General features: G+C 41.2%; 5 protein-coding genes, 27 tRNA genes, 3 rRNA genes and 2 pseudogenes. 4 read left to right on the forward strand and 33 right to left on the reverse strand.

Translation table 11 applies throughout. The features are described 5' to 3' along the window. Positions 1-14 precede the first annotated feature (14 nt). The 11 genes from GTO82_RS08065 to GTO82_RS08115 form a co-directional block, all read right to left on the reverse strand. Positions 15-98 (reverse strand) — tRNA-Leu (locus tag GTO82_RS08065). Between the two features lie 31 nt (positions 99-129). Beyond that, positions 130-200, reverse strand: a tRNA-Cys gene (locus GTO82_RS08070). Positions 201-220: 20 nt separating this feature from the next. After that, positions 221-292 (reverse strand) — tRNA-Gln (locus GTO82_RS08075). 7 nt (positions 293-299) lie between these two features. Next, positions 300-372: transfer RNA gene (locus GTO82_RS08080), tRNA-His, on the reverse strand. Positions 373-386: 14 nt separating this feature from the next. After that, a tRNA-Trp gene (locus tag GTO82_RS08085) sits at positions 387-457 on the reverse strand. A 6-nt stretch (positions 458-463) separates the two neighbouring features. Then, positions 464-545, reverse strand: a tRNA-Tyr gene (locus GTO82_RS08090). A 4-nt stretch (positions 546-549) separates the two neighbouring features. Beyond that, positions 550-622, reverse strand: a tRNA-Phe gene (locus GTO82_RS08095). Positions 623-627: 5 nt separating this feature from the next. Continuing rightward, positions 628-700, reverse strand: a tRNA-Asp gene (locus GTO82_RS08100). 3 nt (positions 701-703) lie between these two features. Then, a tRNA-Met gene (locus tag GTO82_RS08105) sits at positions 704-777 on the reverse strand. 7 nt (positions 778-784) lie between these two features. Next, positions 785-875 (reverse strand) — tRNA-Ser (locus GTO82_RS08110). A gap of 26 nt (positions 876-901) precedes the next feature. Next, positions 902-973 (reverse strand) — tRNA-Glu (locus tag GTO82_RS08115). Positions 974-1,206: 233 nt separating this feature from the next. Here GTO82_RS08115 and GTO82_RS08120 point away from each other — a divergent pair. Continuing rightward, on the forward strand, positions 1,207-1,566 hold the full coding sequence (locus GTO82_RS08120; RefSeq protein ID WP_180873146.1) for a hypothetical protein: 360 nt from the start codon (positions 1,207-1,209) through the stop codon (positions 1,564-1,566). 672 nt (positions 1,567-2,238) lie between these two features. Further along, positions 2,239-3,516: pseudogene (locus GTO82_RS08125) on the forward strand (ISL3 family transposase). A 144-nt stretch (positions 3,517-3,660) separates the two neighbouring features. Here GTO82_RS08125 and GTO82_RS08130 read toward each other — a convergent pair. From GTO82_RS08130 to GTO82_RS08235, 22 genes are all read right to left on the reverse strand, one after another. Continuing rightward, positions 3,661-3,750 (reverse strand) — tRNA-Ser (locus GTO82_RS08130). Between the two features lie 2 nt (positions 3,751-3,752). Further along, positions 3,753-3,826 (reverse strand) — tRNA-Ile (locus tag GTO82_RS08135). An 11-nt stretch (positions 3,827-3,837) separates the two neighbouring features. Further along, positions 3,838-3,908 (reverse strand) — tRNA-Gly (locus tag GTO82_RS08140). Between the two features lie 17 nt (positions 3,909-3,925). Then, positions 3,926-3,998, reverse strand: a tRNA-Phe gene (locus GTO82_RS08145). 4 nt (positions 3,999-4,002) lie between these two features. Continuing rightward, a tRNA-Asp gene (locus GTO82_RS08150) sits at positions 4,003-4,075 on the reverse strand. Between the two features lie 3 nt (positions 4,076-4,078). Beyond that, positions 4,079-4,152: transfer RNA gene (locus GTO82_RS08155), tRNA-Met, on the reverse strand. A gap of 31 nt (positions 4,153-4,183) precedes the next feature. Further along, a tRNA-Ile gene (locus GTO82_RS08160) sits at positions 4,184-4,257 on the reverse strand. Between the two features lie 13 nt (positions 4,258-4,270). Beyond that, a tRNA-Met gene (locus tag GTO82_RS08165) sits at positions 4,271-4,344 on the reverse strand. A gap of 30 nt (positions 4,345-4,374) precedes the next feature. After that, positions 4,375-4,448, reverse strand: a tRNA-Pro gene (locus GTO82_RS08170). 5 nt (positions 4,449-4,453) lie between these two features. Further along, positions 4,454-4,527 (reverse strand) — tRNA-Arg (locus GTO82_RS08175). A 9-nt stretch (positions 4,528-4,536) separates the two neighbouring features. Next, positions 4,537-4,622: transfer RNA gene (locus tag GTO82_RS08180), tRNA-Leu, on the reverse strand. Between the two features lie 12 nt (positions 4,623-4,634). After that, a tRNA-Gly gene (locus GTO82_RS08185) sits at positions 4,635-4,706 on the reverse strand. A gap of 18 nt (positions 4,707-4,724) precedes the next feature. Further along, positions 4,725-4,797, reverse strand: a tRNA-Thr gene (locus GTO82_RS08190). Position 4,798: 1 nt separating this feature from the next. After that, positions 4,799-4,883: transfer RNA gene (locus tag GTO82_RS08195), tRNA-Leu, on the reverse strand. Positions 4,884-4,903: 20 nt separating this feature from the next. Then, positions 4,904-4,976, reverse strand: a tRNA-Lys gene (locus GTO82_RS08200). Positions 4,977-4,978: 2 nt separating this feature from the next. Beyond that, positions 4,979-5,051: transfer RNA gene (locus GTO82_RS08205), tRNA-Val, on the reverse strand. A gap of 5 nt (positions 5,052-5,056) precedes the next feature. After that, a 5S ribosomal RNA gene (gene rrf, locus GTO82_RS08210) occupies positions 5,057-5,173 on the reverse strand. Positions 5,174-5,234: 61 nt separating this feature from the next. Continuing rightward, positions 5,235-8,137 (reverse strand): 23S ribosomal RNA (locus GTO82_RS08215). A gap of 218 nt (positions 8,138-8,355) precedes the next feature. Then, positions 8,356-9,928, reverse strand: a 16S ribosomal RNA gene (locus tag GTO82_RS08220). The 16S, 23S and 5S rRNA genes sit together here with 16 tRNA genes alongside, the layout of an rRNA operon. A 493-nt stretch (positions 9,929-10,421) precedes the next feature. Further along, on the reverse strand, positions 10,422-11,732 hold the full coding sequence (gene serS / locus GTO82_RS08225; protein ID WP_004896642.1) for a serine--tRNA ligase: 1,311 nt from the start codon (positions 11,730-11,732) through the stop codon (positions 10,422-10,424). A 215-nt stretch (positions 11,733-11,947) separates the two neighbouring features. Continuing rightward, positions 11,948-12,502 (reverse strand): GNAT family N-acetyltransferase, encoded by a 555-nt coding sequence (locus GTO82_RS08230; protein ID WP_180873147.1) that lies wholly within the window; start codon positions 12,500-12,502, stop codon positions 11,948-11,950. Then, positions 12,502-13,101, reverse strand: coding sequence for a TVP38/TMEM64 family protein (locus GTO82_RS08235; RefSeq protein WP_180873148.1), 600 nt, complete (start codon positions 13,099-13,101; stop codon positions 12,502-12,504). The genes GTO82_RS08230 and GTO82_RS08235 overlap by 1 nt, the downstream gene beginning before the upstream one ends. 165 nt (positions 13,102-13,266) lie before the next feature. Here GTO82_RS08235 and GTO82_RS08240 point away from each other — a divergent pair, with 165 nt between their 5' ends. Together GTO82_RS08240 and GTO82_RS08245 are read left to right on the forward strand one after the other, a co-directional pair. After that, the gene (locus GTO82_RS08240; protein ID WP_180873149.1) at positions 13,267-14,067 is read left to right on the forward strand and encodes an alpha/beta hydrolase fold domain-containing protein; all 801 of its coding nucleotides are present in this window, start codon (positions 13,267-13,269) and stop codon (positions 14,065-14,067) included. After that, positions 14,060-14,902: pseudogene (locus tag GTO82_RS08245) on the forward strand (helix-turn-helix domain-containing protein). Before GTO82_RS08240 ends, GTO82_RS08245 begins: the two are co-directional and overlap by 8 nt. Positions 14,903-14,939: the final 37 nt, after the last annotated feature.

A 14,939-nucleotide genomic window follows, 5' to 3' on the forward strand; every position in this document is an offset into this window, starting at 1 on the left:
AATGTCTGAATAAATAGCGGTGATCGGGGTCGAACCGATACGTCCCAGGGGACACCAGATTTTGAGTCTGACGCGTCTGCCAATTCCGCCACACCGCCATAAATGAAATTAATCAGGAAATTCAGGCGAAGGCGGTGATCGGATTTGAACCGATGATTAGGGTTTTGCAGACCCGTGCCTTACCACTTGGCTACACCGCCAACCTCTGATCATTAACAAATTGGGATAGTTGGATTCGAACCAACGCATGATGAAGTCAAAGTCCATTGCCTTACCACTTGGCTATATCCCAATGTTAGGGCGGAATGTGGGGATCGAACCCACGCATGCCGGATCCACAAACCGGTGTGTTAACCACTTCACCAATTCCGCCATAATATTAAAAACAGGGATAGTAGGAATTGAACCCACACTAGCGGTTTTGGAGACCGATGTACTACCTTTATACGATATCCCTATTTAATGGAGGCCAGTGGATTCGAACCACCGAACTCAGAGAGAGCGGTTTTACAGACCGCCGCGTTTAGCCACTTCGCTAGGCCTCCAGAATGGCGCGAGACGGAATCGAACCGCCGACACAAGGAGCTTCAATCCTTTGCTCTACCAACTGAGCTATCGAGCCATTTACGGTCCCTACCGGACTCGAACCGGTGATCTCCTCCGTGACAGGGAGGCGTGATAACCACTACACTAAGGGACCATATTGCGGGAATAGGATTTGAACCTATGACCTTCGGGTTATGAGCCCGACGAGCTACCAGACTGCTCCATCCCGCGATGATTAAGGAGGATGTGGGATTCGGACCCACGCGCGGGCAGAACCCGCCTGACGGTTTTCAAGACCGTTCCCTTCAGCCGGACTTGGGTAATCCTCCATTTATACCATCTTTTAATATGGTAATGACCCGTACGAGATTTGAACTCATGTTACCGCCGTGAAAGGGCGGTGTCTTAACCGCTTGACCAACGGGCCATACGTTTTTAACGTACTTATTAATCATACCTGATTTAGAAAGTGATGTCAACAACTTTTTTCAAAAACTTTTTTTGAAGCTTTGCTGTTTGTTACTCTCCGCATCAGCAATAACTATATTACTAAAAACATTCTAACTATGCAACCCCTAATTTTAATTTTTTTACTTTATTTCTTTTTTTATCTCTTTAAGCCTATATGGTGCTACACTAAGCGTATACGGAGGTGTTTTTATGTCTAATGAAAGATGTATTATTGACAACAAAAAAGGCAAAAAACTAATTAAATTAGCTGATGGAAATATGATTTGTGAAGATCATGCAAAACTTACTCCTTGGCAAAGAGAAGAATTGATTGAAAAAGATGCAAATCAAGTTAATGAGTATATAGATAAAATGACTAATACCCATTTAGCTGCATATGGCTTAGAAAATTCGGAAGCATCATACAAGCCTCTTCTTCATAGAGCGGCCCAAAGTGATCTAATGGAAAATACTTCCCCAGAGGATACATTAAAGCTTCAAAACTGGATATTAATCAAGCAAAATGCAGAAATAATTGACCTGCTTAAAGAATTAAACATAAGAAACTAGCTAGCCCATATAACTATAGAAACATTCGTTCCATCTGAACAATGTGTCTTTTTTTAGACTAACAAAAATACGACCTTGAAATATGTAAAAATCGCTCTATAAACTCTTTATTTCATTTTAAAGCTAAATTCCTCCTCAGGAGCCTTTAAAAGCCATATAGAAAAGATATAAGGCTCATCACCGCATCAAGGATTTGTCTCTTCTACTCTAATTTTCAAAAGACGGCTGCTTTACCTCTTTTTGTCCGCATAATAGACATCGAAATTTTCTCTGCTTATTACATAACTGAACTTTCGACACTCTCTTACACAAGTATTGTCTTACTCCTAATAAGGGACTAAAAAAATTTTCTTAGTTCAATCAAGGTAAGGGACTGGAAGGAAACTAAGATTTATCTACTTCCAAGACTATTTTCGAATAATCCAATTGCTTTTAATTTAGTTTCAACTGTATATTTGTTTAGAGCAAACTCCCCAGGTTGGTTTCATATCCAACTCTGGGAGTTAAGTTTATAATTTTTTCGGCTGTATAATTTTTGGCTCTATACTTTTTCCTGTTGATGGATATCTATGATATTCTATCGACAGGATTTTTATTACACAAAGAAAGAGGCCATAAGCCTCACTGCATTAAATCTTCTGATTCCACTCTAAAGAATAAAGGTGATTGCTTATGTCCTCTAACAATGATTGTATTAAATTTCATCTCAATATTGAAGATCCTAATATTATTTTTTCTGATTATTAAAAAAAATATATTAACGGCAAATATCATAATCTCTATGTAGCTAAACTTATTCAGTCCCATTGTCCTTACTGTCTTTCCTCTAATCTTAAGCATAACGGTCATTACGTTTCTAACGTTCGTTTCATTACTGCTGATGCTAGTAAGCCCGTTACTATCAGATTAAGAAAACAACGTGTTCTCTGCAATGACTGTTTAAAAAGATCTATGGCTCAATCTAATCTGGTTAATAAAGGCTCCTATATCTCTAACACTTCTAAGCGAAAAATACTTTCTGCTCTTACTGAAGATCGTTCAATGACCAGCATTGCTAGAGAACATAATGTATCTGTCAACACGGTTCAAAGAGTATTAGAAGCCTGCTCTTCTAAGTTCTATGATAACTTTGATCATCTCCCTGAACACTTAGCTTTTGATGAATTCAAAGGTGTAGGCAAAAAGCTTCACTTTATTTGTCTAGATGGTGATACTCACAAAGTTGTTCAAATTCTTAGAACTCGTTTCAAACCTGATATTCTACGCTATTTTTACAAGTTCACTCCTAAAGCTCGTGCAATGGTTAAAACAGTAACTATGGATCTTAATTGTTATTATCCTTTAGTTGCTAGAGAATTATTTCCAAATGCTCAGATAGTTATTGACCGTTTTCATATGGTTCAAATGCTTACTAGATCGTTTAATATTTTCCGAGTTCAAATCATGAAGCAATTTAAAAAGCAAAGCCATGAATATAAGCTTTTAAAGTCTCCTTGGAAGCTTTATCTCATGAAATATGACAAACTTAATAAGACTACTCCCTACTACGATTGGCATTTTAAAGACTCTCTCACTCAGGAACATGTTGTCTTAGATGGTTTAGATTGTGACCAAACCTTAGAAAATACTTATTGGGTTATGCAAGACTTTATGACTGCTATTCAGGATAACGATGAAAAGAAAGTTATCCATCTACTTCATTCAAAACAAAGTGTTGGTAAACAAATGCATCAAACTCTATTAACTTTTAAACGTAATTATTCTGGTGTCCTAAACGGTATTACCTCAACTTATTCTAATGGTTGTCTTGAAGGAGTTAACCGCAAGATTAAACAAATTGAACGTACTGCTTATGGCTATAGAAATTTCAAACATTTATTAATTAGAATTAGACTCGAAGAAAATATTATAAAAGAAAAGGAATCAAACAGCTATTTCTTAGCTGCTTAATTCCTTCTTAAAATTATCCATCAACAGGATTTGCAAAAGAGCCATTTTTTCTGTCTACTCATCCATATACTTGGACAAAGAGTTTTTTATTTTCAAAGATACAAAAAAACACACTAGTACCATTACTAGTGTGTTTACTTAAAGCGGAGATTGAGAGATTCGAACCCTCGCGCCGGTATAAACCGACCTACACCCTTAGCAGGGGCGCCTCTTCAGCCACTTGAGTAAATCTCCAATGGGCCTAAATGGACTTGAACCATCGACCTCACGCTTATCAGGCGTGCGCTCTAACCAGCTGAGCTATAGGCCCCTTTCCTTTGAAGCGGGTAACGAGAATCGGACTCGCGACTAAAGCTTGGAAGGCTTTCGTTTTACCACTAAACTATACCCGCAACTTCTTGCTTCCTAATGGCGCGAGACGGAATCGAACCGCCGACACAAGGAGCTTCAATCCTTTGCTCTACCAACTGAGCTATCGAGCCATTACGGTCCCTACCGGATTCGGACCGGTGATCTCCTCCGTGACAGGGAGGCGTGATAACCCCTACACCAAGGGACCATATTGCGGGAACAGGATTTGAACCTATGACCTTCGGGTTATGAGCCCGACGAGCTACCAGACTGCTCCATCCCGCGATGTTTTTATATAAAAAAAGCCAAGATCCTATGGACCTTGTAGGACTCGAACCTACGACCCGACGGTTATGAGCCGTCTGCTCTAACCAACTGAGCTAAAGGTCCAAGCTTACCTCTATAGCGGCGGGGGGGATCGAACCCTCGACCTCCCGGGTATGAACCGGACGCTCTAGCCAGCTGAGCTACACCGCCATCTGTAACTTCCTTCTTATTAAGCTACAATCGGGAAGACAGGATTCGAACCTGCGACCCCCTGGTCCCAAACCAGGTGCTCTACCAAACTGAGCCACTTCCCGAAGTGTGCACCCTGAAGGATTTGAACCTTCAACCTTCTGATTCGTAGTCAGACACTCTATCCAGTTGCGCTAAGGGTGCATCATTATATGCCGAGGACCGGAATCGAACCGGTACGGTTGTCACCAACCGCGGGATTTTAAGTCCCGTGCGTCTGCCAGTTCCGCCACCCCGGCATGATAATGATAAGCGGAAGACGGGATTCGAACCCGCGACCCCCACCATGGCAAGGTGGTGTTCTACCACTGAACTACTTCCGCATTTTTATTCAATTTTTATGCCGATTAAAGGACTCGAACCTTCGACCCCCTGTTTACAAGACAGATGCTCTACCAACTGAGCTAAATCGGCATGGTACGGGTGGTGGGACTTGAACCCACACGTCCGAAAACACTAGAACCTAAATCTAGCGCGTCTGCCAATTCCGCCACACCCGCTTGAGTTTTTTCTGGGCCAATGAGTCGTGGCAGGCTCGAACTGCCGACCCTCTGATTAAAAGTCAGATGCTCTACCAACTGAGCTAACGACTCAATGGAGGATACAGGGCTCGAACCTGTGACCTCCTGCTTGTAAGGCAGATGCTCTCCCAGCTGAGCTAATCCTCCATTTAGCACGGCGACTGCCTACCCTCGCAGGCAGTTTCCCACCAACTACTCTCGGCGTTAAGAAGCTTAACTTCTGTGTTCGGCATGGGAACAGGTGTATCCTTCTTGCCATCGCCACCGTACTCTTTCTGAGCTTTTACACTCAAAACTGAATATAATCTCTAGCCTTTAAACCTTTGAGCTTTGGTCAAGTGCTCGACTGATTAGTACTAGTCCGCTCCACATATCGCTATGCTTCCACTCCTAGCCTATCTACCTCATCGTCTTTAAGGTGTCTTACTGCTTTCGCATCGGAAATCTCATCTTGAGGGGGGCTTCGCACTTAGATGCTTTCAGCGCTTATCCCTTCCATACATAGCTACCCAGCGATGCCTTTGGCAAGACAACTGGTACACCAGCGGTATGTCCATCCCGGTCCTCTCGTACTAAGGACAGCTCCTCTCAAATTTCCTACGCCCACGACGGATAGGGACCGAACTGTCTCACGACGTTCTGAACCCAGCTCGCGTGCCGCTTTAATGGGCGAACAGCCCAACCCTTGGGACCGACTTCAGCCCCAGGATGCGACGAGCCGACATCGAGGTGCCAAACCTCCCCGTCGATGTGAACTCTTGGGGGAGATAAGCCTGTTATCCCCAGGGTAGCTTTTATCCGTTGAGTGATGGCCTTTCCATGCAGTACCACCAGATCACTAAGCCCGACTTTCGTCCCTGCTCGAGTTGTAGCTCTCGCAGTCAAGCTCCCTTATACCTTTACACTCTGCGAATGATTTCCAACCATTCTGAGGGAACCTTTGGGCGCCTCCGTTACACTTTAGGAGGCGACCGCCCCAGTCAAACTGCCCACCTGACACTGTCCTCCAGAACGCTCAGCTCTGTGAGTTAGAGGATCCATCAAACAAGGGTAGTATCCCAACATTGCCTCCGGTAAGACTAGCGTCCTACTTTCTCTGGCTCCTACCTATCCTGTACATGTTTAACAAATACTCAATATCAAGCTACAGTAAAGCTCCATGGGGTCTTTCCGTCCTGTCGCGGGTAACCCGCATCTTCACGGGTATTATAATTTCACCGAGTCTCTCGTTGAGACAGTGCCCAAATCATTACACCTTTCGTGCAGGTCGGAACTTACCCGACAAGGAATTTCGCTACCTTAGGACCGTTATAGTTACGGCCGCCGTTTACTGGGGCTTCAATTCAAACCTTCGCTTGCGCTAAGCTCTCCTCTTAACCTTCCAGCACCGGGCAGGTGTCAGTACCTATACGTCATCTTACGATTTTGCAGATACCTGTGTTTTTGATAAACAGTTGTTTGGGCCTATTCACTGCGGCTGATATTTTACTATCAGCACCCCTTCTCCCGAAGTTACGGGGTCATTTTGCCGAGTTCCTTAACGAGAGTTCTCTCGCTCACCTGAGTGTTCTCCACTCGACTACCTGTGTCGGTTTGCGGTACGGGTAAAATTGTTCTGGCTAGAAGCTTTTCTTGGCAGTGTGACATCATGACCTTCGCTACTTTTATTTCGCTCCGCGTCACAGCTTGAAATCTAAAGACAAGCATTTGACTCATCTTTTTTCTTACTGCTTGCACATGTATTTCCAGCAACATGCGTCATTGGCCTCCTGCGTCCCTCCTTTGCTCATATCGAACAATTTCAGTACAGGAATATCTACCTGTTGTCCATCGGCTACGCCTCTCGGCCTTACCTTAGGTCCCGACTTACCCTGGGCGGACGAGCCTGCCCCAGGAAACCTTAGTCTTTCGGCGGATAGGATTCTCACCTATCTTTCGCTACTCATACCGGCATTCTCACTTCTAAGCGCTCCATTAGTCCTCTCGATCTAACTTCGCCGCACTTAGAACGCTCTCCTACCACGCATATAATATATGCATCCACAGTTTCGGTACTATGCTTAGCCCCGGTACATTTTCGGCGCAGCGTCACTCGACTAGTGAGCTATTACGCACTCTTTAAATGGTGGCTGCTTCTAAGCCAACATCCTAGTTGTCTACGCAACTCCACATCCTTTTCCACTTAGCATAGATTTGGGGACCTTAACTGGTGATCTGGGCTGTTTCCCTTTCGACTACGGATCTTATCACTCGCAGTCTGACTCCCGTGCATTGATATCTGGCATTCGGAGTTTATCTGGATTCAGTAACCCCTGACGGGCCCCTAGTCCAAACAGCGCTCTACCTCCATTATCATTCACACGAGGCTAGCCCTAAAGCTATTTCGGAGAGAACCAGCTATCTCCAAGTTCGTTTGGAATTTCACCGCTACCCACAACTCATCCCCGCGATTTTTAACTCACGTGGGTTCGGTCCTCCAGCGTGTTTTACCACGCCTTCAACCTGGTCATGGGTAGGTCACTTGGTTTCGGGTCTACGTCATGATACTCTTTCGCCCTATTCAGACTCGCTTTCGCTCCGGCTCCGTCTTTTCTGACTTAACCTTGCACCATAACGTAACTCGCCGGTTCATTCTACAAAAGGCACGCCATTACACTTTAATGTGCTCTGACTACTTGTAGGCACACGGTTTCAGGTTCTTTTTCACTCCCCTTCCGGGGTTCTTTTCACCTTTCCCTCACGGTACTGGTTCACTATCGGTCACTAGTTAGTATTTAGCCTTGCGAGATGGTCCTCGCGGTTTCAATCGGGATTCCTCGTGTCCCGACCTACTCAGGATCCTGCTAAGTCTCTCTGCAATTTCGCGTACGGGGCTTTCACCCTCTCTGGCTTATCTTTCCAGATAATTCTGCTATCACTTCAAGTACTATATCGCAGTCCTACAACCCCAACTGGCAAGCCAGCTGGTTTGGGCTCTTTCCTGTTCGCTCGCCGCTACTTGGGAAATCGATTTTTCTTTCTCTTCCTGCAGCTACTTAGATGTTTCAGTTCACTGCGTCTTCCTTCATTAACCTTAACAGTTAATGATAATACCTCACGGTATTGGGTTCCCCCATTCGGATATCTCCGGATCATTGCTTACTTACTGCTCCCCGAAGCCTTTCGTGGTTCGTCACGTCCTTCATCGGCTTCTAGTGCCAAGGCATTCACCATGCGCCCTTTTCTACTTGACCTATTTCAAGTTGAGTTTCTCTCTCTTCTCGGTCGCTCTTCAATCTGTTTTTTCGATTGTCTCGGTTTTTTGCTTTTGATTATATTCAGTTTTCAATGTACTAGCTCTTGAGGTAATACCCTCAAAACTAAACAAAGTTTCTCAGTGTGCTTCCGCTTGGCTTTCTCGATGACTTCTCTTAGTGCTCTCGCACTCTCCATCATCTTTCGCCTTCCTTAGAAAGGAGGTGATCCAGCCGCAGGTTCTCCTACGGCTACCTTGTTACGACTTCACCCTAATCATCTGTCCTACCTTAGACGGCTGACTCCTATAAAGGTTATCCCACCGGCTTTGGGTGTTACAGACTCTCATGGTGTGACGGGCGGTGTGTACAAGGCCCGGGAACGTATTCACCGCGGCGTGCTGATCCGCGATTACTAGCGATTCCAGCTTCGTGTAGGCGAGTTGCAGCCTACAGTCCGAACTGAGAACGGCTTTAAGAGATCCGCTTGCCTTCGCAGGTTCGCTTCTCGTTGTACCGTCCATTGTAGCACGTGTGTAGCCCAGGTCATAAGGGGCATGATGACTTGACGTCATCCCCACCTTCCTCCGGTTTGTCACCGGCAGTCTCATTAGAGTGCCCAACTTAATGATGGCAACTAATGACAAGGGTTGCGCTCGTTGCGGGACTTAACCCAACATCTCACGACACGAGCTGACGACAGCCATGCACCACCTGTCTCAGCGTCCCCGAAGGGAACACCTAATCTCTTAGGTTTGCACTGGATGTCAAGACCTGGTAAGGTTCTTCGCGTTGCTTCGAATTAAACCACATGCTCCACCGCTTGTGCGGGCCCCCGTCAATTCCTTTGAGTTTCAACCTTGCGGTCGTACTCCCCAGGCGGAGTGCTTAATGCGTTAGCTGCAGCACTGAGAGGCGGAAACCTCCCAACACTTAGCACTCATCGTTTACGGCATGGACTACCAGGGTATCTAATCCTGTTCGCTACCCATGCTTTCGAGCCTCAGCGTCAGTTGCAGACCAGAGAGCCGCCTTCGCCACTGGTGTTCTTCCATATATCTACGCATTCCACCGCTACACATGGAGTTCCACTCTCCTCTTCTGCACTCAAGTTCAACAGTTTCTGATGCAATTCTCCGGTTGAGCCGAAGGCTTTCACATCAGACTTATTGAACCGCCTGCACTCGCTTTACGCCCAATAAATCCGGACAACGCTTGCCACCTACGTATTACCGCGGCTGCTGGCACGTAGTTAGCCGTGACTTTCTAAGTAATTACCGTCAAATAAAGGCCAGTTACTACCTCTATCTTTCTTCACTACCAACAGAGCTTTACGAGCCGAAACCCTTCTTCACTCACGCGGCGTTGCTCCATCAGACTTTCGTCCATTGTGGAAGATTCCCTACTGCTGCCTCCCGTAGGAGTTTGGGCCGTGTCTCAGTCCCAATGTGGCCGATCAGTCTCTCAACTCGGCTATGCATCATTGCCTTGGTAAGCCGTTACCTTACCAACTAGCTAATGCACCGCAGGTCCATCCAAGAGTGATAGCAGAACCATCTTTCAAACTCTAGACATGCGTCTAGTGTTGTTATCCGGTATTAGCATCTGTTTCCAGGTGTTATCCCAGTCTCTTGGGCAGGTTACCCACGTGTTACTCACCCGTCCGCCGCTCGCTTGTATCTAGTTTCATTTAGTGCAAGCACTAAAATCATCTAGGCAAGCTCGCTCGACTTGCATGTATTAGGCACGCCGCCAGCGTTCGTCCTGAGCCAGGATCAAACTCTCATTTTCCTTTTGAAAATGAGCTTTTTATCGTTTAGCTCTAAAACTTTCTTTGAGTTATCTCAAATTTATTGCTTACGAATTGACTTCGCTTTTGTTTGGGATTTTTATATCCCGCACACTTTCAGCGAAACTTTGTTCAGTTTTCAAGGTACTACCGTTGTCATGTGACAACTTTTATATTATATCATGTCTTTTAAGCTTTGACAAGAACTTTTTTTAATTTTCTCATCTCTCTCAAATGACAGCTTTATAATATTATCATCTTTTGCTCGCTTTGGCAAACTTTTTTTGAACTTTTTTATTCGCTCTTTTCGCTTGCCTCAAACAGCATGTATTACTTTACAGGCTTTTTCACTTTTCGTCAACCCTTTTTTGCAAAAAATTAGCAATATTTTTTTAGAGTGCTAATTTCAAGCCTTTTCTCTCGTATTTTAGATATAAAAAAATGGTATTCTTTTGCTACTTTAGCAATTAAATACCATTCTTACTTTATTAAATTTTATTCACCAAATTTTGGTTCTTTAGTGATGACTTTCATCCCATGCATATATGGTTGTAAAGCTTCTGGAACATTTACAGTTCCATCTTCATTTTGGTAATTTTCCAAAATAGCAGCTACTGTTCTACCTACAGCTAGACCAGAACCATTTAAAGTATGTGCTAAATGAAGTTTACCGTTTTCGTCTCGGTAACGAATTAAACTACGACGTGCTTGGAAGTCAGTACAGTTTGAACAACTTGAAATTTCACGATACTTATCTTGTGCTGGCATCCAAACTTCTAGATCATAAGTTTTTGCACTAGTAAAACTTGCATCCCCAGTTGAAAGAGCAACTACATGATATGGTAAACCGAGTTTTTGAAGTAAGTGTTCAGCATTATGGGTTAATTTTTCCAATTCATCCCATGAACTTTCTTCGTCAACAATTTTTACCATTTCAACTTTTCTAAATTCGTGCATTCTAATTAATCCACGAGTATCACGTCCAGCTGATCCTGCTTCACTTCTAAATGCTGGAGAGAATGCAGTTACATTAATTGGTAATTGCTCTCCATCTAAAATCTTGCCACGGAAGTAATTAACTAATGGTACTTCAGCAGTTGGAATTAAAGTTAAATCACGTGGCTTATCAGGATCATCATTATCTACAATTGTATAAACATCTTCAGTAAACTTAGGGAATTGACCAGTTCCTTGCATAGAAGCATCGTTAACTAAGTATGGTGGAATTACTTCAGTATATCCATCTTTAGTATTTTCATCTAAGAAGAAGTTTGAAACTGCACGTTCAAGCAATGCTCCTGCGCCTTTGTAATAAACAAAGCGAGCACCTGAAACTTTAGCGGCAGTATCCCAGTCTAAAATATTCAATTCTGTTCCAATTTCCCAGTGAGGTTTTGGTTCAAAATCAAGTTTAGTAGGCTCATGCCACTTACGAACTTCTTCATTGTAACTTTCATCAGGTCCAATAGGATCTGAGTCTGCTGGGAAGTTAGGTAAACGAAGTAAGATATAGTTTTGTTTTTGAGTTAAATCTTCTACTTCTTTATCTAAATCCTTAATTTCTTTACCTACTTCACGCATTGCTTTAATAGCATCACTTGCATCTTCTTTATTGCGTTTAGCTTGAGCAATTTGATCAGATACTTCATTACGCTTTTGTTTTAATTGTTCACTCTTAGTTAAAGCTTCACGTCTTTCTTTATCAATAGCTACTAATTTATCTAATTCCTCTGGTTTAATTCCTCGTGTAGCTAATTTTTTCTTTGACCAGTCTAAATTCTCTCGAATTACTTTAATGTCTAACATATTTCCTCCTTAAAAATAAAACAAAAAGCCGACTCATCCCTACACTGGGACGAATCGACTTACACGGTTCGCGGTACCACCCACATTTGGTTAAAAAATACCACACTCAAAAAGCGATAACGGTGCTAACCGTGTAGAATTACCTACCCACATTCGAAATCTGGAAACGACTTTTTTACTCATTCACACCACCCATGAGCTCTCTGAAATTAGTCTTAGGATTTCATGTTTATTTGCATTATATCATGCCAATCCTGTGGTGTTAACAAATAATATTTTTCTTGATAATTAAAAAGTGACGAAACCATTGAATAATCAGTGGTATAAACATACCTAAATCCTAATTTTTTCAACAATTTTTGTGAATTTGTATTAGACACAAATGTACCTGCCCAAATTTGATTTTGTCCTAATTCGTTAAAAGCAAAACCAATAATTAGTTGTAATGCCTCAGTCATTAAACCTCTGTGCCAATATTCTTTATCCAATAAAAAACCTAGATCTTTTGTTAGTAAAAGACCATTATATTCGTCTAATCCACGTTCATATAGTTCAACTAAACCGATTAGACGATTATTTTCTTTTAGTACTATGCCGTAACTATATGGGCGTGCCTGATATTGCAGGACACTTTTCTTAGCCGCATCTAAATCTTGTAAATATTGATAACCCGCACTTTTGTGATAAATATTATCTTGTCCCCACTTAAAAAGAGTAGGAGCATCTTTAGGTTCAATTTTTCTTAAAATAATTCTCTCGGTTTCTAGCATTACTTGCCTACTAACTTCACTAACCATTTTGCACCATAAACTAATCCTAAACTGTAAGCTGCAATGGTCCAAGGTTTTCCTAATAAAATTATCCATAAATATGTTGAGAACTTCATTTCAGTTAAGCCGGCGATCATACATAAAATGTCATCTGGCGCCATTGGCGCAATAATACATAGGCCAAAAAACCAATTAAACTTCTTCTGATTTGCTGTCCACTTCATGTATTTTTCATAGGTTTTTTCAGAAACTAAATGCAAGATAAAGGGTCTACCATAATGTCTGGCTAAAAAGAACAAAATAATAGATCCTATACATATCCCAACATAATTGTAAATAAAACCCCATATTGGGCCAAAAAATATTACTCCTCCAAGCAGTGAAACTCCACCTGGGATAATGGGGATTACAACTTGAATTATCTGAATTAGTGTAAAAATCAAAGGACCGATAATTTGCTTGTCTGCTAGATAGGCCTTCATTTTTTCTTGGCTGGTAAAAATTCCTAATCTATACCAATAAATACTTAGCAAAATTAAAATAATTGTAGTAACAATAGTCAAAATGTTAATTAATTTACGACTCGTTTTAGTAGACATTTTTCTGCCCTCCTTGGTATGTTAAATTAATGATAACAAAAATAAGGTAAAATAGGCGCACTAACCTAGGAATTAAACTTAATTATAATGAAAATAAGATATGACTCATCATTAAAATTTATTCTATAATATTAGTGTGTTATAAAATAACTAAGAGGCATGACTATGGTTGTTATAAAAAAAGATATAATTTACGATGAAAATAACAATTTGAAGACTGATATCTATTTTCCAAATGATACTACTTCACAAACAAAACTCTTAATCTTTTGGCATGGTGGAGGATGGTTTGCAGGTTCTAAAAACGATGTTAAAGATCTAGGAATAAAATTCGCAAATGCTGGTTTTATGACCTTAATTCCTGATTATCGCTTAGCACCTGAATTTACTTATCCAGCTGCACACCAAGATAGTAAGAAATTTGTTGAATGGCTTTTAGATTCTAATTATACCGATGCTGACGATCAACAAAATATCGTGCAAATTGGTGCCAGTGTCGGCGGCACACTAGCCTTATATATTGCTGGAATTTATGGTTTTCCTACAGTCACGTGGTCAGCATCCGTAGACTTCTCAAATTGGATGAAAAATCATCAAGACGTTATTCCGTCAAGATACGGAGCGAATGAATTAAAACTAACAAATTTATATGATATTTTTGAATCATTCTATAAATTTTTTGTAAAAACCTATGCTGGGAAAAATGATCAAGCTATTTTGAAAAAAATGGATGTCGAAAATTATGATCTTAGCCATTTGGGCCGGCTAAAAATGATCAATTCTGCTCACGAATTAGTCCCACTATCTGGCATCTTAAAATTTGTCGACTTTTTAGCTAACAATGACCATGAAGTTGAATTATTAGTCATTAAAGGACATCGCCATGCAATGGATTATGCCAAGGATTACATTGACAAATCTTTAGATTTTCTATATCAGACAATCAAGGAGAAAAAGAATGATTAATATTAACAAATTTATTTCCATTCGCAAAAAATTAGGTTTATCTCAGACTGAATTATGCAATGGTATTTGTACACAATCTACATTAAGTAAATTTGAAAATAATGGTCGTATTCCTTCTCTAAAAATTTTGAATAGTCTTTGCGACCGAATGAATATTAATGTAGCAGATATTATGGATGTGGATTCCAATAAAAAAACATACCACAAATTATTTGAGGCAGATTTTGCAGTTATTCAACTCGACTTTCCGAAAGTTGCTTAGATTTTAAGTAGCGTTAATAAAGATGAATTAATACGGCAGGAAGATATTCTTCACTATTATTACTTGCGTGGATTATTAGCCTTAAATTTAGACCATGCTGAAACTGATGCTTTGTACTACTTCAATTCTATTCTAGATACAAAGTTATCAAAACAAAATAATATTTATCATCTGCTTGCACTTAAAGGATGCAGTCAAGTTTATAATTTACAACATGACGTACATAAGGCTCGCCACTATTATGACATCATTATCTCTTCAATCTCCACTGTTCAACTCGAAGACGAAGACTCTCTGTTACAATTTCTTTCTATTCTTTGTAATGGTAGTGAATTTTACGGTCGCAACAATGACTATGAACAATCCGATAAGCTCTTGAAGATGGGATATGATTTGTGTAAAAAGAGACACGTCAATTATTTTGCTGCCCGTATTCTTTATCAATTAGCTCAAAATAATATTGCAGAAAACGGAACAGAGCAAGACACTACTCAATATTTAAATGACTCTGCTGCTTTTGCTCGACTTAATAATAATCATGTCCTACTAGAAAAAATTAGCAAACTAGCATAAATTAAAACCACTTTTTCTAGCATCTTACAAAAAAGAA

The sequence above is a fragment of the Lactobacillus johnsonii genome, assembly GCF_013487865.1.
Lineage (GTDB): Bacteria > Bacillota > Bacilli > Lactobacillales > Lactobacillaceae > Lactobacillus > Lactobacillus johnsonii_A.